Raw genomic sequence first — 18,954 nt, 5'->3', positions numbered from 1 at the left:
CCACGCACCCAAAAAGGCCGGGCCCCGATGCATCTGCATCGGGGCCCGGCCGCATGGACCCGGTTACGCCAGGACGGCTTCCGCGTCGAGGGTGACCGCGACCGCCTGGATCACCGAGGCGATCTTGAACGCCTCCTGGATCACGTCACGGTCGACGCCCGCCTTGCGGAGCACCTGCTCGTGCGAGTCGAGGCACATCCCGCAGCCGTTGATCGCGGAGACCGCGAACGACCACAGCTCGAAGTCGACCTTGTCGACGCCGGGGTTGCCGATGACGTTCATCCGCAGACCCGCGCGCATCGTCCCGTACTCGTCGTCCGAGAGCAGATGACGCGTGCGGTAGAAGACGTTGTTCATCGACATGATCGCGGCAGCCGACTTGGCCGCCTTGAACGCCTCGGGGGAGAGGTTCGCCTCCGCCTCCGGGGCCAGCTCGCTCAGCACGCGCGGCGAGCGGGCGGCGATGGCGGTCGCCAGGACCGTGCCCCACAGCTGCTGCGCCGGCAGGTCCGAGTTGCCGATGACCGAACCCAGGTTGAGCTTCAGGTCCTTGGCGTAGTCCGGTATGGCGGACTTCAGTTCGTCGAGTGCCATGTCAGATCAGTCCGTTCGGTTCACTCGCCGGAGAGCAGCGCGACCGGGTCCAGGGTCTCGTCGCCCTTGCTCCAGTTGCACGGGCACAGCTCGTCCGTCTGGAGAGCGTCGAGGACCCGCAGGACCTCCTTGGGGTTACGGCCGACGGAGCCGGCGGTCACCATCGTGAACTGGATCTCGTTGTTCTGGTCGACGATGAAGACGGCGCGCTGCGCGAAGCCGTCCTCGCCCTCGATGCCGAGGTCACGCATGAGCTCGTGCTTCGAGTCGGCCAGCATCGGGAAGGGCAGGTCGGTCAGGTCCGGGTGGTCCTTGCGCCAGGCGTGGTGCACGAACTCGGAGTCACCGGAGAAGCCGAGGATCTGGGCGTCACGGTCGGCGAACTCGTCGTTCAGCTTGCCGAAGGCGGCGATCTCGGTCGGGCACACGAAGGTGAAGTCCTTGGGCCATGCGAAGACGATCTTCCACTTGCCCTCGTAGGTCTTGTGGTTGATCTGCTCGAACTCCTTGCCCTTCTCCAGCGAGACACAGGCAGTCAGGTCGAACTCGGGGAACTTGTCACCGACAGTGAGCACACGTACTCCTAGCAGATAGAAACGTCCCTTTTGGGGACTTTTCCATGGGTTGGACTACGCATGATCGTGGCACAGAGTGCATTGATTACGGAAATAGCTAGACTCGGTCGTGTTGATCGGAGGTGGCTATCAGTGGCCGTGCAGAACGGGAAGCGCAAGCAGCCGAGCCTGGCGCAGTTGAGGGCGTTCGCCGCGGTCGCGGAGCATCTGCACTTCCGGGATGCCGCCGCCGCGATCGGGATGAGCCAGCCCGCGCTGTCGGGGGCCGTCTCGGCCCTGGAGGAGGCACTGGGGGTCACCCTGGTCGAGCGTACGACGAGAAAAGTGCTGCTCTCGCCCGCCGGGGAGCGGATCGCGGTGCGGGCGCGCGCCGTGCTCGACGAGGTCGGGGCGCTGATGGAGGACGCCGAGGCGGTGCGGGCGCCGTTCACCGGGGCGCTGCGGCTCGGCGTGATCCCGACCGTCGCGCCGTATCTGCTGCCGACCGTGCTGCGCCTCGTCCACGACCGGTACCCGGAGCTGGATCTGCAGGTGCACGAGGAGCAGACCTCCTCGCTCATCGAGGGGCTCGGCGCGGGGCGGCTCGACCTGCTGCTGCTCGCGGTGCCGCTCGGGGTGCCGGGCGTCACCGAACTCCCTTTGTTCGACGAGGACTTCCTGCTGGTCACCCCGCTCGATCACTGGCTCGGTGGCCGCGAGGGCATCCCGCGCGAGGCGCTGCGCGAGCTGAACCTGCTGCTGCTCGACGAGGGGCACTGCCTGCGCGACCAGGCGCTCGACATCTGCCGGGAGGCGGGGCGCGACGACGTCGACGTCACCACGACCGCGGCCGGGCTCTCCACCCTCGTGCAGCTCGTCGCGGGCGGGCTCGGCTGCACCCTGCTGCCCCGCACCGCGCTGCGCGTCGAGACCGCCCGCAGCACGCAGCTGCTCACCGGGTCCTTCGCCGAGCCCGCCCCCACCCGCCGGATCGCCCTCGCCATGCGCGGCGGAGCCGCGCGCGCCACCGAGTACGAGGAGCTCGCCGCGGCGCTTCGCGAGGCGCTGGAACCGCTGCCCGTACGGGTGCTCGGGGCTGAATCCTGACGGGTGACAACCGGTCAAATCAGCCCGGGACACTGGCTTTTGTGCCGCCGGATGCGTCAACTCGCGTCAGGTAGAGGCAGGTAGGAAATGTGCCACGGGGACGTGCGCCCCGGCTGATACAACATCCCCCCTGAGTGCGACGCGTCAGGCGTCTGTGCGAAACGCCGGGGGTGTGATGGCGGTCATGCGGTGGGACGGGTGGGGCCCTCTCGGCCAGGCCGGCTGCGACCTGCTGGCCCAGACCCTGATCGCCTGCGGGCACGAGGAGTTCACCGGCCGGGTGCGGGTGAGCGGCAGCCCCGGCGGCACCCTCCATCTGCGCCACGGTCTGGTCGTCGCCGTCGAGAGTCCCGGCTCCCCGGGCCCGGAGGCGCTGCTGCTGCGCTCCGGCCGCGTCACCGACGAGCAGTGGGCCGAACTCGTCCGGGAGGCGGGTGGATCGGCCTGGCCCGTCGCGGGGCTGATCGCCCACCGGTACGCCGGGGCCGTGCAGTTGCGCGTGGTGTGTCTTCAGGCGATGCAGGACGCCACGTTCGCCGTCGTCGCCGGGGTCGTCACCGGCTGCGAGCGCGCCCCCGAGGGTGAACCCGCGGCCCCGTCGCCGGTCGGCGAGACCCCTGCCCTGCTGCTCCAGGACGCGGCCCGACGGCTGCTCGCCGTCGCCGAACTCCCGTACCGCGTCGGCCCCGACCGGGAGCGACCGGCCCCCGGCACCCGCGCCGTGCCCGCCGTCCGGCTCACCGCGCTGCGGCGCGAACTGCTGCTGCACGCCGACGGCCGCCGTACCGCCCGCGACCTCGCCTTCCGCACCGGACGCGCCGTCTACGCCGTCACGGTCGAGGTCGCGCGGATGCTGGCCGAAGGGCTCCTGGAGTGCGACGAGAAGCCTGTCCCCGCGCGCCTGCCCGGAGTGCGCCCCGGCGTGCGGATCGCCCCGCGGCTGCGCGCCCTGCCGCCGGCCCCGGCCCGCCCCGAGCTGGAGGCGCGGCACGAGGAGGCGCAGGCGCCGGCGGAGCCGACGGACCTGCCGCGCCGCCGGCCCGGCGCCAGTGGCATCAACGAAGCCCTCAACCCGCAGAGAAGCAAGGCGAGTTGAGCCCGCCCTTCGGCGGTGCCGGGTCGGGGGACGCGGTGACCGGCGAGGGGCATCCGACGGAACACACAATCAGATGCACTCTGCACCTGGGGGGATGGACTCATGGATCACAACGCACTCGCGCTGGAGATGCGCGGCCTGCGCGAGCAGGTCACCGGCATCACCGACACGGCCGTCGCCGCGGCCGACGGGCTGCTCATCGCCGCCGACACCGCCGACGCCATCGACAAGGAGGGCCTGGCGGCCGTCGCCGCCGCCGGGCTCGGCCTCGCCCGGCGCACCGCCGACCTCACCTCCCGCGGCACGCTGCGCAGGACGGTGACGTACGGCAGCCGGGGCTGCGCCGCCTTCTACGCGGTCGGCGACACCGCGCTCATGGTCGTCCTCGGCGACGAGGGCCTGGACGTCGACCGGCTGCACGCGGCGACCCAGCCGGCCCTCGACCGGATCGAGGCGATCCTCGCGGAGAAGACCCCGGAAGGCGTGTGATGAGGGAATGGCGACGAAGCGCATGAACGCCAGCTTCTCCGACCAGGTCATGGGCCTGGTCAAGAGTCTCCGTACCGAAGCCCCCGACTGCGTGGCAGCGGGTGTCGTCGACATGTCCACCGGCATGCTGCTCTCGTACGAGACCGTGGACAACCATCCCTCCGAAGTGCTCGACCTGCTGGCGGGGGCCACCCTCGACCTGTTCCAGGGGCGCACCGTCCTGATGATCGAGGACGTCTGGAAGGAGCGGCGCGGCCAGACCCACGACAACCACTTCTTCCAGGAGATCCTGGTCAACAGCGACAACGTCACCCACCTGTTCGTCCGCCTCACCGAGCAGCAGGACGTCGTCGCCGTGGTGATCTGCCGCAAGTCGGTGAACGTGGGCATGCTCATCGCCCAGGTGCGCCGGGTCGTGAAGGAGTACAGCCTCTGACCCGCACCGCGAAAAGCCCCTCCGCGCAGTGTGCGGAGGGGCTTTCGGGTCCCGCGGGCTACTCCGTGCGCAGCCCTTCCGGCCGCATCAGCCGGTACAGCGGCGGCAGGCTCAGCAGGGTGACCGCCGCGATCGCCGCCGCGCCCACCCCCGTGAGCGGCAGGAACACCAGCCAGTCCGTGACCTGTTTGCCGGCCATCCGCAGCATCAGCCGGCCGAGCACGAGCCCGCCCCCGACCGCCACCGTCATGCCGAGCACGACCGGGATCGCCGTCTGCCACAGCACCGACCAGGCCAGCGTCGAACGCCGGGTGCCGTAGGCGACCAGCACCGACAACAGCCGCCTGCGGTCGCGCAGCTGCTCGATCTGCGAGACCAGCATGGACGCCGCGATCAGCGTCATCGTCAGCGCCGCCGCCGTGAACAGGCCGCGCCGGATCCGCGCGTACTCCTCGTCGGTGGCCAGCCCCTGGTACGCGTACATCCGCATGCCCGGGTCGAGCCGGAAGCCGGTGTTGCGCACGTACTCGGCGGCGTCGGGCACCCGCAGGTCCACCTGGATCTGGGCCGTCGTGGTGGCGGTGTCCACCCGCCCGATGTCGACGGCGGACGGGGTGGCGAGGATGCCACCGAAGAGATGGCCGCCCGGGTCGCGCCGTGCCTTCACCGCGCGCGTGTCCTTCGGCAGCGTCCACCGCAGGGCGCCGGAGTCCCCGAGGTCGAGGCGGGCGCCGGGCCTGGCGTCCTTCGTCACCTGGGCGTCCTGCACGGTGTCGTCGGTCCCGGTGACGCGGAAGACGTCGCCGTCGTGGCAGGACGGCACCTTCGCCAGTTCGCGCAGGGTGGCGCAGGTGCCGACGGAGAGGGTCACGGTGCGCTGGACGCCGTCCGCGTCCGGCTTCGCGCCCGCCGGGGTCACCCAGGTGTCCACGGTGCCGATCACCGAGCGCACGCCCTTGGTCGCCTCGAAGTCGCGCACCATCCGCTCGGCCAGCTTCCCGTTCGACGCGTCGGCGTACGCGCCGAACTGCGCCCGCGACGGGTCCTGCCCCGTCGACTGGGTGAAGTCGCCGTCGATGCCGGACATGTACATCTGAAGGGCGATGCCGCCCGCCACCGCGATGGTGATCCCCGCGACCGCGCGGCTCGCGCCGTTGCTGCTCAACTGGAGCCTGCGCACGGCCAGTTGCCACGGCACCGGGCCGCCGCGCAGCCGCCGTACGACCGCCTCCACCAGCCACGGCAGCACCAGGACGAGACCGAGCAGGACGAGCCCGATGCCGGTCGCGGTCCGGGCCACTCCGAGGCGGCCCCGCGTGTCACCGGCGCCCGTCGTGAGCAGCAGCAGCGCGCCGAACACCGGCACCGGCAGCCGCCACCACAGCCGGCGGGCCCGCGGGCGGCCGCTGCGCACGACGCCCAGCGGCTCGATGGTCACCGAGCGCAGTGCGAACACGGTGACCGCGATCGCCGCGAGCGGCACGGCCAGCAGGATCAGCGCGCCGAGCACCGGCACCGGGCTGAAGTCGGAGGGGAACGCGTCCAGCCGCCAGACCTTCACGACGGCGAAGAGCTGCCGCCCGGCGAGGAAGAACCCGATGCCGAACCCGATGCCGAGCAGCGTGCCGAACAGCGCCTCGCCCGCCGCCGTCCTGCGGGTCATCCGGGCGTCCGCGCCGACCAGCCGCAGCGCGGCGAGCCGCCGGTCGCGGCGCTCGCCGCCGAACCGTACGGCCGTCGCGATGAAGATGGCGACGGGAACGAGCAGGACCATGCAGGCGAGCACGATCAGGACGACCAGGATCGGGTCCATCTCGTCGGTGCCGTAGTCCACCCCGAAGTGGTCGAGGCGGGACGTGTTGGCGTTGTCGGCGAGGGTGTCGCTGCCCGCGTAGAGATAGAGGTGGAACGGGCTCTCCAGGCCCGCGTCGTGGATCGTGCCCACGATGCGGTAGTCGTAGCGCTCCTTCAGCAGCGTGCCGTCGGGGGAGTCGAGCAGCTTCTTCAGGGCGGGCGAGACCACCATCTCGCCGGGGCCCGGCAGCTTGTCGACGCCGGGCGGCAGCGGCGGGTGGGCGCCCTCGGGGCGCAGCAGATAGCCGTCGACCGTGTCGTCGCGGTAGCCCGAGGAGAGCGAGCGGGCCAGCATCGTGCGGTCGCTCTTCTTCAGCCTGCCGTCGAGGTCACCGACGCCCAGCTGCCGTGCGTCGCCCCGCGCGTCGCGCTCGTGCAGCAGCGTCGGCACGGAGGCCGCCCCGAGCAGCAGCGCCACGCCGAGGCCGACGCCGAGCGCCGTGAGCAGCGTACGGACCCAGCCTTCGCGGCCGCCGGAGAAGGCGAACCGCATGCCGAGGCCGAGGTCGCGCAGCCACCCCGAACGGGTCATCGGGCGAACTCCACGCTCATGTCACGGGACGTGCCGTCGCGCACGACGACCTCGCGGTCGGAGTAGGCGGCCACCCGCGCCTCGTGCGTGACCAGGACGACGGCGGCGTTCGCGGACCGGGCCGCGTCCGTGAGCAGCTCCATCACGCGCTCGCCGTTGAGGGAGTCCAGGGCGCCGGTCGGCTCGTCGGCGAAGAGCACGCGGGGGCCCGTCACCAGCGCGCGGGCCACGGCGACGCGCTGACCCTGGCCGCCGGATATCTCACCGGGGCGTTTTTCGGCCAGATCGTCGACCTCCAGGCGCTCCAGCCAGCCGGCGGCCTGCCGCTCGGCCTCCTTGCGCCTGGTGCCGTTCAGCCGCAGCGGCAGCGCGACGTTCTCGACGCACGTCAGCTCGGGCACCAGCTGGCCGAACTGGAAGACGAAGCCGAACTCGCCGCGGCGCAGGGCGCTGCGCTCCGCGTCGGACATCGCGGACAGCTCGCGGCCGTCGTACGTGATGGTGCCGGAGTCCGGTGTGACGATCCCGGCGAGGCAGTGCAGCAGGGTCGACTTGCCCGAGCCCGAGGGGCCCATGACGGCGACGACCTCACCGGGGTGGATGGAGAAGGAGGCGCCGTCCAGCGCGGGCGTCGGGCCGTAGGCCTTGTGCAGATCGGTGGCGGCGAGCAGGGAACCGGCGGGAGTCATGCGGAACGCACCTCCGCGGCGAGCTTGTCGAGGCGCGCGGCGGTCAGCTCCAGCCAGCGCAGGTCGGCTTCGAGGTGGAACAGGGCGTGGTCGCAGATGAGCTGGTCGGCGAGGTCGCCCTTGCGCTTGCGCTCGGTCAGGGCGCGCATCAGGCGCAGGTGCTCGGCGCGCTGGGTGTCGAGGATCTGGGCTGCGTCGCGCTCGGTCAGCAGCGCGAGGACGACCTTGGTGTAGAGCGTCGACTGAAGGTACGGTTCCGGCTTCTCCGGGGACGCCAGCCACTGCTGCACGTCCGTGATGCCGGCGTCGGTGATCGCGTACCGCTTGCGCTCGGGCCCGCCGCCCGCCTCTATCCCGTCGACCTCGACGAGGCCGTTCTTCAGGAGGCGGGACATGGTCGAGTAGACCTGCCCGTAGTGCAGCGGCTTGTCGTGCCCGAAGGTCGAGTCGAAGGTCCGCTTCAGGTCATAGCCGTGGCGAGGCCCGGCTTCCAGAAGCCCGAGAAGGGTGTGGCCGATGGACATGACGGCGACTGTACATGGTGTGTATACCCGGGGTGTATAGCGGGCCGGGATCTCTTCTGGGGTGGTGCGGCGGCCGACGGTCGGTGGGGGCCGGTCGCGCAGTTCCCCGCGCCCCTGAAGGCATGCGCAACGCGCAGCCTCCCCCGCAGAGGAGATGCCGCACGAAGTGCGCATCTCGGGGGCGCGGGGAACTGCGCGACTAGCCCCCACTCACGCGTCGGCCGCCGAACCGCCCTCCCTCTCCGAGGTCTTGGGCGGCCGGCCCCGCCGGGGTATCGGCCCGGCCGAACCGGGCAACCGCCCCGACTCCGCGAGCGCGCGGCGGAGCAGGAACTCGATCTGCGCGTTCGCGGAGCGCAACTCGTCCCCGGCCCACCGCGCCAGCGCGTCGTACACCGCCGGGTCGAGTCGCAGCAGAACCTGCTTACGGGGGCGCGGGGTCACTGGTAGAGCGTCCCGGTGTTCAGCACGGGCTGCGCCGCCCGGTCGCCGCAGAGCACCACGAGCAGGTTGGAGACCATCGCGGCCTTGCGCTCCTCGTCCAGCTCGACGATGTCCTGCTCGGAGATGCGGGCGAGGGCCGCCTCGACCATGCCGACCGCGCCGTCCACGATCTGCCGCCGCGCGGCGACGACCGCGCCGGCCTGCTGTCGCTGCAGCATCGCCGAGGCGATCTCGGGCGCGTACGCGAGGTGCGTGAAGCGGGACTCGATGATCTGGACGCCGGCCGCGTCCACGCGCGCGTGGAGTTCGACGGCGAGTTTCTCGGTGATCTCCTCGGCGTTGCCGCGCAGCGAGAGGCCCTCCTCCTCGTGTGCGTCATAGGGGTACTCGATGGCGATGTGCCGCACGGCCGCCTCGGTCTGCGTCGAGACGAACTCCAGGAAGTCGTCGACCTCGAAGCTCGCCTGCGCGGTGTCCTCGACCTTCCACACCACGACGGCGGCGAGCTCGATCGGGTTGCCGTACGCGTCGTTGACCTTGAGGACGGCGGTCTCGTGGTTGCGTACGCGCGTCGAGATCTTGGTGCGCGAGGTCAGCGGGTTCACCCAGCGCAGGCCGTCGGTGCGGATCGTGCCCCGGTAGCGGCCGAAGAGCTGGACGACGCGGGCCTCACCCGGCGCCACCATGTTCAGCCCGGACATGGCGAAGACCGCGGCGATCCCGAGCACGATGCCGACGGCGATCAGTACGGCCTTGGCGCCGTCGGAATCGACCCCCGCGCCGACGGCGATCATGGCGACCGCGGCGAGCAGACCGACGAGGCCGAGCAGCAGGGCGAGCCCGCCGCCGATGCTGTGCGCGGTGAATTCGCGCACTCCGGTCCTGGGCATCTGGGGTACGTCTGGTGTGGCGTCCGTCTCGGACATGGCAGTCCCCGTTCCTCTGAAACCTTGCTGAGCTGCTGGTTCGTGTCAGGCGTGGCGCGAACCCGTTCTAGCAAAGTGATATCACTTTACTCCACATGGCAACCTTCCACAGGTGTGACTCGTCGGTTCTCGTGGGGTGCGTGCCGATTGTCACGTCCCGAAAGTCCGGAAAGCCTGATATTCGCTGGTAGGCGCGGTGTTAGCTTCATGCACTGATTCAGCCTTCTCGCGGAGGGGTTGACCGGATTCACAGAACGGTGCGGCATGATCCGCGCACCGGAGCAGGCCGAGAACGACGAGATACGGAGCGGTGGACGTCATGGGCCGAGCGGAAGAGCGGCGAGCACGGCAGCGTGGTGGCACGCGCCGGGCGGCGCCTGCCCAGGCGACGGGTCACCGTGCCGAGAGCGGGCGCATGGACCGGAGGAGAGGCGGGAGGGCCGGCAAGGACGACCGGAGCTTCATACGCCGCCTGTTCACCTGGAAGAAGGTGCTGGGCACCATCTTCGGGTTCGTGCTGCTGTGCATGGGCGCGTTCGTCGTGCTCTACATGGTGATCGACGTGCCCAACGGCAACAGCGAGGCCAAGCTCCAGAGCAACATCTTCAAGTACAGCGACGGCACGACGATGGCCCGCACCGGCACCGTCAACCGCGAGATCGTCGACCTGGCGGAGATACCCCAGCCCGTCCAGCACACCTTCGTCGCCGCCGAGAACAAGTCGTTCTACGACGACTCGGGCGTCGACCTGAAGGGCACCGCCCGCGGTCTGGTCAACACCCTGTCCGGCAAGGGCAAGCAGGGTGGTTCGACGATCACCCAGCAGTACGTCAAGAACTACTACCTGACCCAGGACCAGACCGTCACGCGCAAGCTGAAGGAACTGGTCATCACGCTCAAGCTGGAACAGAAGAAGTCCAAGGACGAGATCCTCGCGGGCTACATCAACACCAGCTACTACGGGCGTGGCGCCTGGGGCATCCAGGCCGCCGCCCAGGCGTACTACGGCAAGGACGCCTCGAAGCTCACGGTGCAGCAGGGCGCGTATCTCGCGGCGCTGCTCCAGGCCCCCAGCCAGTACGACTGGTCGAGCGCCACCGACACCGGCAGGAAGCTCGCCAAGGCCCGCTGGAACTACGTCCTCGACAACATGGTCGAGAAGCACTGGCTCGACGCGAGCAAGCGTGAGGGCATGACCTTCCCCAAGCCGAACGAGCCGAAGGCGGCGTCCGGCTTCACCGGCCAGGAGGGCTACCTCTACGAGGCGGCGAAGGCCGAGGTCATCAAGGACCTCAACATCACCGAGGACCAGTTCAACGCCGGCGGCTACACGGTCACCCTCAACATCGACCCCAAGAAGCAGAAGGCGCTGGAGAAGTCGGTCAAGGACCAGCTGACCGCCAACCTCGAACCGAAGACCCGCAAGGCGGACGCCCGGGTGCAGGCCGGCGCCGTCTCGGTCGACCCGAAGACCGGCAGGATCGTCGCGATGTACGGCGGCGCGGGCCAGTCCAAGCACTGGAGCAACAACGCCACCCGCACCGACTACCAGCCCGCCTCCACCTTCAAGCCGCTGATCCTCGCGGCCGCGCTCCAGGACCAGGCCACGACCCAGTCCGGGCAGCAGATCAAGGCCAGCACCGTCTACGACGGCACGAGCAAGCGCCCGGTCGTCCTGGACGACAAGAAGGTCGGCTTCGCCCCGCCGAACGAGGACGACCACGACTACGGCCAGGTCACCGTGCAGACCGCCATGAACAAGTCCATCAACTCCGTCTTCGCCCAGATGGGCGCCGACGTCGGCATGGACAAGGTCATGGAGACGGCGAAGCAGCTCGGCATGGACTCCGCCGACCTCAAGCCGTACTACGCCCAGACGCTCGGCACCATGGGCGCCAGCCCGCTGGAGATGGCCGGTGTCTACGCGACGCTCGACAACCACGGCAAGAAGGTCACCCCGCAGATCGTGAAGTCGGTCAGTACCCAGGACGGCAGGTCCGAGCTGCCGGACGCGATCGGCGGCCAGGTCATCGACCGCGGCGTCGCCGACTCGGTCACCTCGGTCCTGACCGGCGTGGTCGACGACGGTACGGCGAAGACGTCGGTCCGTGACAACCCGGCGCGCGACGGCCAGCAGGTCGCGGGCAAGACCGGTACCTCCGACGACAACAAGTCGGCCTGGTTCACCGGGTACACGCCGGACCTGGTCACGTCCGTGGGTCTGTTCGGTGAGGGCGCGCAGAAGACGGCCGATGCCGGCAAGCAGGTCTCCATGAAGGGCGCCGGCGGTCTGCCGCGCGTCGACGGCGGCAGCTTCCCGGCCCGGATCTGGGCGCAGTACATGTTCAACTCGACCAGCTCGAACAGCAAGTTCGACCTGGACACCGACATGGGCGCGGGCGTCGAGCCGACCACCACGGCCCCGGTGACGCCGTCCCAGGAGCCGACGACCGAGGCGCCGAGCGAGACGCCGACGACGCCGAGCCAGACGCCGACGACCGAGGCGCCGACCGAGACGCCCACCACCGAGCCGCCGACGCAGGAGCCGACGACGGAGGAGCCGACGGACCCGGGCGGCGGTGTCACCGACTCGCCGACGATCGAGCTGCCGGGCGGCGGGGGCAACGGCAGAGGCAACCAAGGCTAGCCACACGGCACGCGTGAGGGGGCGACGGAATTCCGTCGCCCCCTCACGCGTGCCGGGTCCACCTCGCGCCCGCGCCTGCCGGGCCCGTCCCACCCGCGCACAGGTCTAGGCGCCGCCGCCCGGCCGCGCCAGCTCGAACCAGACCACCTTGCCGGTGGAGAGCCGGGTGGCGCCCCAGCGCCGGGCGAGACGGTTCACCAGGAACAGGCCGCGGCCGCCCTCGTCGGTGGCGCGCGCCTGCCGCTGCCGGGGCAGCTGCGGCACGTCGTCGCCGACCTCGCAGCGCAGCACGTCGGTACGGAGCAGCCGCAGCGTCACCGGACGGGACGCGTACCGCACCGCGTTCGTGACGACCTCGCTCACCAACAGCTCGACCGAGTCGGTCAGTTCCTCCAGACCCCAGCGCGACAGGGCGCTGCGGGCCAGCCTGCGGGCGCGGCCGGGCGCCGCGTCCTCCGGCTCCAGGAACCAGTACGCGACATCGCTCGGCGCGATCCCGTCGAAGCGGGCGGCGAGCAGCGCGATGTCGTCGTCCCGGTCGCCGGGGCCGAGCATGTCCAGCACCTCGTCGCAGAGGGCTTCGAGGGGCGGCGGATGGTCCGGGCCCGTCAACTGCGCGGTGGCGGCGAGCCGTTCACGCAGTTGCTCTATGCCGGTCCACACGTCCCGCAGTCGCGACTCGACCAGGCCGTCCGTGTACAGGAGCAGCGTCGCACCGGCCGGCGCGTCCAGCTCCACGGCCTCGAAGTCGACGCCGCCGACACCGATCGGGGCGCCGGGCGGCACCCGCAGCACCTCCGCGCGCCCGCCCAGGTGGAGCAGGACCGGCGGCGGATGCCCCGCGTTGGCGATGGTGATGCGGTGCGAGACCGGGTCGTAAACCGCGTACAGGCACGTCGCCATGCGGTCGGTGCCGAGCCGCTGCGCCTGCTCGTCCAGGTGGTGCAGGACCTCCTGCGGCGGCAGGTCGAGCCCGGCCAGGGTCTGCGCCGTCGTGCGCAGCTGGCCCATGATGGCCGCCGACGTCATGGAGTGCCCCATCACGTCGCCGACCACGAGGGCGACCCGGCTGCCCGGCAGCGGGATCGCGTCGTACCAGTCGCCGCCGACCCGGGCCGTCTCCGCCGCCGGAAGGTAGCGCGAGGCCAGCCGGACGCCCGTCGGGCGCGGCAGCGTCTCCGGGAGCATCGTGCGCTGCAACTCGTCGGCGATGTACGCCTCACGCCCGTACAGCACCGCCTTGTCGATGCCGAGCGCGCTGTGCGTCGCCAGCTGCCCGGCCACCAGCAGGTCGTCGGGGTCGAAGGGGAACCGGTCCTGGCGGCGCAGGAACACCGCGGCCCCGATCACCCGGCGCCGCCCCCGCAGCGGAGCCAGGATGACGCGCTGCCCGGTCGGCAACACCGGGTCGCCGCCCAGGAGTTCGGGCAGCGCGGCGAGCGCGGCGGGCGTGTCCGCGAAGACCGGGCGCACCCCGCGCAGCACCTCGGCGAGCGCACCGCCGGGACGCACCGTGCACAATTCGGCACTGCCCGGAGCCAGTTCGGGCTGCGGCACGAGCGTCGACGGCTGTCCCGCACCGTCGGTCTCGGTGTCGTCCACGGCGTCGGGGATCCGGTCGGTGCGGCGCAGTCGCAGCACCATCGGGCCCGTCGGACGCTCGTCGCCGACCGGGAGCGGCTCGCGCAGATAGACCAGGATGGCGTCCGAGAACGTCGGCACCGTGGCCCGGCACAGGCCCATCACGATCTCGTCGAGGTCGATGCCGCGGGCGATCCGCCGGGTCGCGGCGCCCACGAACCGCAGCCGGTCCCCGTCCCTGCGCATCGCCACCGGCTGGCCCGTCGGGCGCGGCTGGCCGGAGCGCCGCTCGGCGCCGTCCGGCGGCCCGGGCGGATCGGGGCGCACGGGTTCGGGCCGCCCCGGCTCGGGAGAGGCCGTGTGCGGCTGCGAGTGCTCGGCGTCCGTGGCGGCCCGGCGCGGCTGCTCCGGTAAGCCGCCGGACGCCCCGGTCGACTGCGCCGACTGCGCCGACTCCGGGGTGTGCCGAAGGGCCCCGCGAGGGTCCGCGGGGCGGGCCGCCGCGCCGAGGTGGCGGCCTTCGTGGGAGCCTTGATAAGAGGCTGAGTGCTCCGTCACGCGTGTCGAATCCGTCCGTCCGGGGCTGCGCGCCGTGTCACTGGCCGGTGCGTCGGCAGTCGATGAACAGCTGGTGCTCGGGTGCCCGCAGGAGTCCCGATACCCGGAACGTGTGCCCGGGGAACGGAATCCCGGCCTCGCGCACGGCACAGGCGCGTGCGCGCAGGCCACTGTCGGCCACTTCCTGTGTGCCGTCCATGAGTTGACGGTCTCTCCCGCCCGATCCACCCACGTTCACGGTCTCGCCGCCCCTCGATGACCTCGTTGACATCGTGTCAGACCCACTACGTGCACGAAGAGTTGCTGCCCGAACTCCTCACATCTGCTGCGGTGCGCGCTTGCGGAGGACGATCCTACGTTTACTCCCCGGGGGCGCATCAAGGGTCTCATGAGGACACATGCGCGGGCGCAGGCATCCGGTCCCAGTCGGCGGGCAACGCCGGTACCGGCCAGGCCGGGTCGGGCCGCCAGCGCTGCCAGCCGTCGCAGAACGGATGGCCCCAGCCGCGGATCACCTCGACGGCGCGGGCCCCCGCCTCCCGCACCGACCGGGCCTGCCGCGCGTCCATCAGGCCCACGGTCTGCGCCTGCGCGAACTCGTCCTCGTCGTGCCAGCGCCAGCTGCCGTCCTCGTACACGGACAGGTCCAGGAAGTGGTCCTCGGAGTCGACACCGCCCGACCAGCGGGTCTGCGGCTCCTCAAGGTTCACGTACCAGTTGCGGAAGGTCCAGTCCGGCTCCCAGAAGAGCCACACCGACCACGGCTCGCCGGGCCGCGCCAGCTTCAGCACGCCGGCGCCGAACCAGCGGTCCCGGTGCACCGTGCGCGGCTTGGTGTAGCGGGTGGCCAGCGGCTCGCGGTGCAGCGGGGTGCCGTCCGCGAGGACCGGCTTGACGCACTCGGTGCCGGGCGCCATCCAGGCGGCGAGCAGCTCGTCGGTGTCCTGCACGACGGTGACCGGACGGCAGATGTGAAAGCCGTCGCCCGCGTTGGCGCGGTAGCGCCACAGGACCTGCTCCCCTGGCGCCCAGCGCCCCACGCCACACCGGTCGTTGTCTGTCATGGACAGATATTAGGTGCCGCTGGCATACGACCACAGCGACGAGCGTCACGAATACGTCATCCGGCCACCACCTGTTACGGGCGGGTCATCCGCAGGACATCCAGCGCCTCGTCGAGCTGCTCCTCGGTGAGGTCGCCGCGCTCCACGTACCCGCCCTCGACGACCACCTCACGGATCGTCCTGCGCTCGGCGAGGGACTTCTTGGCGACCTTGGCCGCCTCCTCGTACCCGATGTACTTGTTCAGCGGCGTCACGACGGAGGGGGAGGACTCGGCGTACTCGCGGGCGCGCTCGCGGTTCGCGGTGATGCCGTCGACCGTGCGGTCGGCCAGGAGCCGGCTGACGTTGGCCAGCAGGCGGATCGATTCCAGGACGTTCTTGGCGATCACGGGCAGCATGACATTCAGCTCGAAATTGCCCGCCGCACCCGCGGTGGCCACCGTCGCGTCGTTCCCGATCACCTGCGCGGCGACCATCAGCGTCGCCTCGGGAATGACCGGATTCACCTTGCCCGGCATGATCGACGAACCGGGCTGCAGGTCCGGGAGGTTGATCTCGGCGAGCCCGGTGCGCGGGCCCGACGCCGCCCACCGCAGATCGTTGGCGATCTTCGTGAGGCCGACCGCGACGGTGCGCAGCTGCCCGCTGGTCTCCACGATGCCGTCGCGCGCGCCCTGCGCCTCGAAGTGGTCGCGCGCCTCGGTCAGCGGCAGGCCCGTGGCCCGCGCGACCTCGGCGATCACGGCCGCCGAGAACCCGGGCGGCGTGTTGATCCCCGTACCGACCGCCGTGCCGCCCAACGGGAGTTCGGCCAGGCGGGGGAGCGAGGCCGTGAGCCGCTCGACGCCGTAGCGGACCTGCGCCGCGTACCCGCCGAACTCCTGGCCGAGCGTCACCGGCGTCGCGTCCATCAGATGCGTACGGCCCGACTTCACCACGTCGGCGAACTCCGCCGCCTTGCGCTCCAGGGACGCGGCGAGGTGGTCGAGGGCCGGGATCAGGTCGTGGGTGACGGCGGCCGTCGCCGCGATGTGGATCGAGGAGGGGAAGACGTCGTTCGACGACTGCGAGGCGTTGACGTGGTCGTTCGGGTGCACGTCCCGGCCCAGGCGCTCGGTGGCGAGGGTGGCCAGGACCTCGTTGGTGTTCATGTTCGACGAGGTGCCGGAGCCCGTCTGGTACACGTCCACCGGGAACTCGTCGTCCCAGCGGCCCTCGGCGACCTCGCCCGCCGCGTCCACGATGGCGTCCGCGATGTCCTTGTCGAGCACCCCGAGCTCGGCGTTGACCTTGGCTGCGGCGGCCTTGATGCGGGCGAGCGCCTCGATGTGGGCGCGCTCGATGCGCTGCCCGGAGACCGGGAAGTTCTCCACGGCGCGCTGGGTCTGCGCCCGCCACTTGGCGTCCGCGGGCACCCGCACCTCGCCCATGGAGTCGTGCTCGATCCGGAATCCGCCGTCGTTCGCCGTGCTCGTCATGACTGCCTTCCTCCTCATGGTCCTGTCCCTGCCAGCGTCGGCCACCCGGCCGCTATTCCACGGCAACCGCGCCACATCCGTCGCCGGCACGTGTGCGCAGACGTCCGTACGGGAAACGCGGGACCCATGACGACGACGCTCGGTGCCTTCGTCCTCGGCACCCCCGATCCGCCCGCCCTGGCCGACTTCTACCGCGCCCTGCTGGGCTGGGAGGAGGTCGACCGGCAGCCCGACTGGGTGCGGCTGCGCCATCCCGGGCAGGAGCGGCCGGGACTGAGCTTCCAGCGGGAGACGGACCACACGCCCCCGGTGTGGCCGCAGCGCCCCGGCAGCCAGCAGATGCAGGCGCACCTCGATCTCCAGGTCGACGACCTGGAGGCCGAGACGGCGCGGGCCCGCGCGCTCGGCGCGACGCTGGAGGAGCACCAGCCGCAGCAGGGCGTACGGGTGCTGCGCGACCCGCACGGCCACCCGTTCTGCCTCTTCCTGCCGGGCGCCTGACGCACGAAGGCCCCCTCCGTGCCGGAGGGGGCCTGTGCACGAAGGACCGTGCGGACGGTCAGGACAGCTGCGAGCCCTGGCGCACCGGGATGTGCGTGAACGTCGGCTCGGGCGCCGGGTTCTGGAAGAAGTCGTTGCCCTTGTCGTCGACGACGATGAACGCCGGGAAGTCCTCGACCTCGATCTTCCAGACGGCCTCCATGCCGTCCTCCTCGTTGTCCAGGACCTCGATCTTCTTGATGCAGTCCTGGGCGAGACGGGCGGCCGGGCCGCCGATGGAGCCGAGGTAGAAGCCGCCGTGCGTGCCGCACGCGTCGGTGACCTGCTGCGAGCGGTTGCCCTTGGCCAGCATCACCATCGAGCCGCCCGCCGCCTGGAACTGCTCGACGTACGAGTCCATCCGGCCGGCCGTCGTCGGGCCGAAGGAACCGGACGCGTAGCCCTCGGGGGTCTTGGCCGGGCCCGCGTAGTACACCGGGTGGTCCTTCAGGTACTGCGGCATCTCCTCGCCGGCGTCGAGCCGCGCCTTGATCTTGGCGTGGGCGATGTCGCGGGCCACGACCAGCGAACCGCTCAGCGAGAGGCGGGTCTTGACCGGGTACTTCGTCAGCTCGGCACGGATCGCGTCCATCGGCTGGTTGAGGTCGATCTTCACGACGTCGGAGGACTCGGCGTCCTCGTTGAGGGACTCGTCCGTGGTCTCCGGCAGGAACCGCGCCGGGTCCGTCTCCAGCTGCTCCAGGAAGACGCCCTCGGCGGTGATCTTCGCGACGGCCTGGCGGTCCGCCGAGCAGGAGACGGCGATGGCGACCGGGCAGGAGGCGCCGTGCCGCGGCAGACGCACCACGCGCACGTCGTGGCAGAAGTACTTGCCGCCGAACTGGGCGCCGATGCCGATCTTCTGCGTCAGCTCGAAGACCTTCTCCTCCAGCTCCTTGTCCCGGAAGCCGTGGCCCAGCTCCGAACCTTCGGACGGGATCTCGTCCAGGTAGTGCGCGGAGGCGTACTTCGCGGTCTTCAGCGCGAACTCGGCGGACGTGCCGCCGACGACGATCGCGAGGTGGTACGGCGGGCACGCGGCCGTACCCAGCGAACGGATCTTCTCCTCCAGGAACTTCATCATGGAGGCCTCGTTCAGGACGGCCTTCGTCTCCTGGTACAGGAACGACTTGTTGGCCGAGCCGCCGCCCTTCGCCATGAAGAGGAACTTGTAGGCGCCGCCGTCGGTCGCGTACAGCTCGATCTGGGCCGGGAGGTTCGAGCCGGTGTTCTTCTCGTTCCACATGGTCAGCGGGGCCATCTGCGAGTAGCGCAGGTTCAGGTTCTTGTAGGCGTCGTAGATGCCCTTGGAGAGCGACTTCTCGTCCTCACCTTCGGTGAGGACGTTCTGCCCGCGCTTGCCCATGACGATCGCGGTGCCGGTGTCCTGGCACATCGGGAGCACGCCCGCGGCCGCGATGTTCGCGTTCTTCAGCAGGTCGAGCGCGACGAACTTGTCGTTGTTCGACGCCTCCGGGTCGTCGACGATCCGGCGCAGCTGTGCGAGGTGGGCCGGGCGCAGGTAGTGCTGAATGTCGTGGATGGCCTCCTCGGCGAGCTTGCGCAGCGCCTCCGGCTCGACCTTCAGGAACGTACGGCCGTCCGGCCCCTCGACGGTGGAGACACCTTCGGAGGTCACCAGGCGGTACGGCGTGGTGTCCTCGCCCTGGGGGAGCAGATCGGTGTACGCGAACTCAGGCATCTCGCCCATTCCTCACTCGACAGACAGCAGGCTGGCATTCGTTGGCAGCGCCAACCAGCGTAGAACCTGGTGGCGCGGCCGGAGCTGTGAGGTAAGGCTCAGTTGGTCCGTGACAGGGCGCGATCGGGAGGCCGCGCCC

The 18,954-nt window shown here is 70.8% G+C and carries 18 protein-coding genes; 6 read left to right on the top strand and 12 right to left on the bottom strand.

Translation table 11 applies throughout. The features are described 5' to 3' along the window. Positions 1–63 precede the first annotated feature (63 nt). A complete protein-coding gene (locus J3486_RS25810) occupies positions 64–594 on the bottom strand; it encodes an alkyl hydroperoxide reductase (protein ID WP_207824246.1) in 531 nt (176 codons plus the stop codon). A gap of 20 nt (positions 595–614) precedes the next feature. Next, complete coding sequence (locus tag J3486_RS25805; protein ID WP_055697876.1) at positions 615–1,169, bottom strand: peroxiredoxin; 555 nt, start codon at positions 1,167–1,169, stop codon at positions 615–617. Positions 1,170–1,301: 132 nt separating this feature from the next. On the opposite strand from J3486_RS25805, the gene J3486_RS25800 reads away from it, so the two are divergent. The 4 genes from J3486_RS25800 to J3486_RS25785 all read left to right on the top strand — a co-directional run bounded on the left by J3486_RS25800 (position 1,302) and on the right by J3486_RS25785 (position 4,276). Then, positions 1,302–2,255 carry a LysR substrate-binding domain-containing protein gene (locus tag J3486_RS25800; RefSeq protein WP_207824244.1) on the top strand — a complete coding sequence of 318 codons (954 nt, stop codon included), beginning with the start codon at positions 1,302–1,304 and terminating at the stop codon, positions 2,253–2,255. Positions 2,256–2,439: 184 nt separating this feature from the next. Then, positions 2,440–3,351: a MarR family transcriptional regulator gene (locus J3486_RS25795; RefSeq protein ID WP_207824242.1), complete on the top strand. Its 912-nt coding sequence runs from the start codon at positions 2,440–2,442 to the stop codon at positions 3,349–3,351. 102 nt (positions 3,352–3,453) lie between these two features. After that, positions 3,454–3,840: a roadblock/LC7 domain-containing protein gene (locus J3486_RS25790; RefSeq protein WP_207824240.1), complete on the top strand. Its 387-nt coding sequence runs from the start codon at positions 3,454–3,456 to the stop codon at positions 3,838–3,840. A 7-nt stretch (positions 3,841–3,847) separates the two neighbouring features. Then, on the top strand, positions 3,848–4,276 hold the full coding sequence (locus J3486_RS25785) for a hypothetical protein (protein ID WP_207824230.1): 429 nt from the start codon (positions 3,848–3,850) through the stop codon (positions 4,274–4,276). A 58-nt stretch (positions 4,277–4,334) separates the two neighbouring features. On the opposite strand, the gene J3486_RS25780 is transcribed toward J3486_RS25785, so the two are convergent. The 5 genes from J3486_RS25780 to J3486_RS25760 all read right to left on the bottom strand — a co-directional run bounded on the left by J3486_RS25780 (position 4,335) and on the right by J3486_RS25760 (position 9,245). Then, positions 4,335–6,662, bottom strand: a complete 2,328-nt coding sequence (locus tag J3486_RS25780) for an FtsX-like permease family protein (protein ID WP_207824228.1) — start codon at positions 6,660–6,662, stop codon at positions 4,335–4,337. Further along, complete coding sequence (locus tag J3486_RS25775; RefSeq protein WP_207824226.1) at positions 6,659–7,351, bottom strand: ABC transporter ATP-binding protein; 693 nt, start codon at positions 7,349–7,351, stop codon at positions 6,659–6,661. Before J3486_RS25775 ends, J3486_RS25780 begins: the two co-directional genes overlap by 4 nt. Continuing rightward, positions 7,348–7,875: a PadR family transcriptional regulator gene (locus J3486_RS25770; RefSeq protein WP_207824223.1), complete on the bottom strand. Its 528-nt coding sequence runs from the start codon at positions 7,873–7,875 to the stop codon at positions 7,348–7,350. Before J3486_RS25770 ends, J3486_RS25775 begins: the two co-directional genes overlap by 4 nt. Before the next feature lie 210 nt (positions 7,876–8,085). Next, entirely contained in the window at positions 8,086–8,319 is a 234-nt protein-coding gene (locus J3486_RS25765; protein WP_207824221.1) for a hypothetical protein, read from the bottom strand. Beyond that, complete coding sequence (locus tag J3486_RS25760; RefSeq protein ID WP_207824219.1) at positions 8,316–9,245, bottom strand: SPFH domain-containing protein; 930 nt, start codon at positions 9,243–9,245, stop codon at positions 8,316–8,318. The genes J3486_RS25765 and J3486_RS25760 overlap by 4 nt, the downstream gene beginning before the upstream one ends. Positions 9,246–9,564: 319 nt before the next feature. Here J3486_RS25760 and J3486_RS25755 point away from each other — a divergent pair, with 319 nt between their 5' ends. Continuing rightward, positions 9,565–11,892, top strand: a complete 2,328-nt coding sequence (locus J3486_RS25755) for a transglycosylase domain-containing protein (protein ID WP_207824218.1) — start codon at positions 9,565–9,567, stop codon at positions 11,890–11,892. A 105-nt stretch (positions 11,893–11,997) separates the two neighbouring features. Here the strand turns inward: J3486_RS25755 and J3486_RS25750 are convergent, their stop codons facing one another. From J3486_RS25750 to J3486_RS25735, 4 genes are all read right to left on the bottom strand, one after another. Then, the gene (locus J3486_RS25750) at positions 11,998–14,031 is read right to left on the bottom strand and encodes an ATP-binding SpoIIE family protein phosphatase (protein ID WP_207824216.1); all 2,034 of its coding nucleotides are present in this window, start codon (positions 14,029–14,031) and stop codon (positions 11,998–12,000) included. A 37-nt stretch (positions 14,032–14,068) separates the two neighbouring features. Next, positions 14,069–14,230 (bottom strand): hypothetical protein, encoded by a 162-nt coding sequence (locus J3486_RS25745; RefSeq protein WP_207824203.1) that lies wholly within the window; start codon positions 14,228–14,230, stop codon positions 14,069–14,071. Positions 14,231–14,417: 187 nt separating this feature from the next. After that, a complete protein-coding gene (locus J3486_RS25740) occupies positions 14,418–15,095 on the bottom strand; it encodes a DUF402 domain-containing protein (protein ID WP_207824201.1) in 678 nt (225 codons plus the stop codon). A 74-nt stretch (positions 15,096–15,169) separates the two neighbouring features. Further along, positions 15,170–16,573 (bottom strand): aspartate ammonia-lyase, encoded by a 1,404-nt coding sequence (locus J3486_RS25735; protein WP_207824199.1) that lies wholly within the window; start codon positions 16,571–16,573, stop codon positions 15,170–15,172. Between the two features lie 126 nt (positions 16,574–16,699). Here J3486_RS25735 and J3486_RS25730 point away from each other — a divergent pair, with 126 nt between their 5' ends. Continuing rightward, the gene (locus tag J3486_RS25730) at positions 16,700–17,074 is read left to right on the top strand and encodes a VOC family protein (RefSeq protein WP_207824197.1); all 375 of its coding nucleotides are present in this window, start codon (positions 16,700–16,702) and stop codon (positions 17,072–17,074) included. Between the two features lie 58 nt (positions 17,075–17,132). Here the strand turns inward: J3486_RS25730 and J3486_RS25725 are convergent, their stop codons facing one another. Then, entirely contained in the window at positions 17,133–18,815 is a 1,683-nt protein-coding gene (locus J3486_RS25725; RefSeq protein ID WP_207824194.1) for a fumarate hydratase, read from the bottom strand. Positions 18,816–18,954: the final 139 nt, after the last annotated feature.

The organism is Streptomyces sp. VRA16 Mangrove soil, assembly GCF_017377775.1.
Classification (GTDB): domain Bacteria; phylum Actinomycetota; class Actinomycetes; order Streptomycetales; family Streptomycetaceae; genus Streptomyces.
The sequence above is the reverse complement of the archived record's forward strand: the minus strand, read 5'-3'. Positions and strand labels throughout refer to the sequence as shown.

What these genes read in the sequence shown, in the direction of transcription:
- J3486_RS25730 (WP_207824197.1), top strand. Translation starts at nt 16,700, where the DNA reads ATGACGACGACGCTCGGTGCCTTCGTCCTCGGCACCCCCGATCCGCCC.
- J3486_RS25795 (WP_207824242.1), top strand. Translation starts at nt 2,440, where the DNA reads ATGCGGTGGGACGGGTGGGGCCCTCTCGGCCAGGCCGGCTGCGACCTG.
- J3486_RS25775 (WP_207824226.1), bottom strand. Translation starts at nt 7,351, where the DNA reads ATGACTCCCGCCGGTTCCCTGCTCGCCGCCACCGATCTGCACAAGGCC.
- J3486_RS25725 (WP_207824194.1), bottom strand. Translation starts at nt 18,815, where the DNA reads ATGCCTGAGTTCGCGTACACCGATCTGCTCCCCCAGGGCGAGGACACC.
- J3486_RS25810 (WP_207824246.1), bottom strand. Translation starts at nt 594, where the DNA reads ATGGCACTCGACGAACTGAAGTCCGCCATACCGGACTACGCCAAGGAC.
- J3486_RS25735 (WP_207824199.1), bottom strand. Translation starts at nt 16,573, where the DNA reads ATGACGAGCACGGCGAACGACGGCGGATTCCGGATCGAGCACGACTCC.
- J3486_RS25755 (WP_207824218.1), top strand. Translation starts at nt 9,565, where the DNA reads ATGGGCCGAGCGGAAGAGCGGCGAGCACGGCAGCGTGGTGGCACGCGC.
- J3486_RS25740 (WP_207824201.1), bottom strand. Translation starts at nt 15,095, where the DNA reads ATGACAGACAACGACCGGTGTGGCGTGGGGCGCTGGGCGCCAGGGGAG.
- J3486_RS25790 (WP_207824240.1), top strand. Translation starts at nt 3,454, where the DNA reads ATGGATCACAACGCACTCGCGCTGGAGATGCGCGGCCTGCGCGAGCAG.
- J3486_RS25785 (WP_207824230.1), top strand. Translation starts at nt 3,848, where the DNA reads ATGGCGACGAAGCGCATGAACGCCAGCTTCTCCGACCAGGTCATGGGC.
- J3486_RS25760 (WP_207824219.1), bottom strand. Translation starts at nt 9,245, where the DNA reads ATGTCCGAGACGGACGCCACACCAGACGTACCCCAGATGCCCAGGACC.
- J3486_RS25780 (WP_207824228.1), bottom strand. Translation starts at nt 6,662, where the DNA reads ATGACCCGTTCGGGGTGGCTGCGCGACCTCGGCCTCGGCATGCGGTTC.
- J3486_RS25745 (WP_207824203.1), bottom strand. Translation starts at nt 14,230, where the DNA reads ATGGACGGCACACAGGAAGTGGCCGACAGTGGCCTGCGCGCACGCGCC.
- J3486_RS25770 (WP_207824223.1), bottom strand. Translation starts at nt 7,875, where the DNA reads ATGTCCATCGGCCACACCCTTCTCGGGCTTCTGGAAGCCGGGCCTCGC.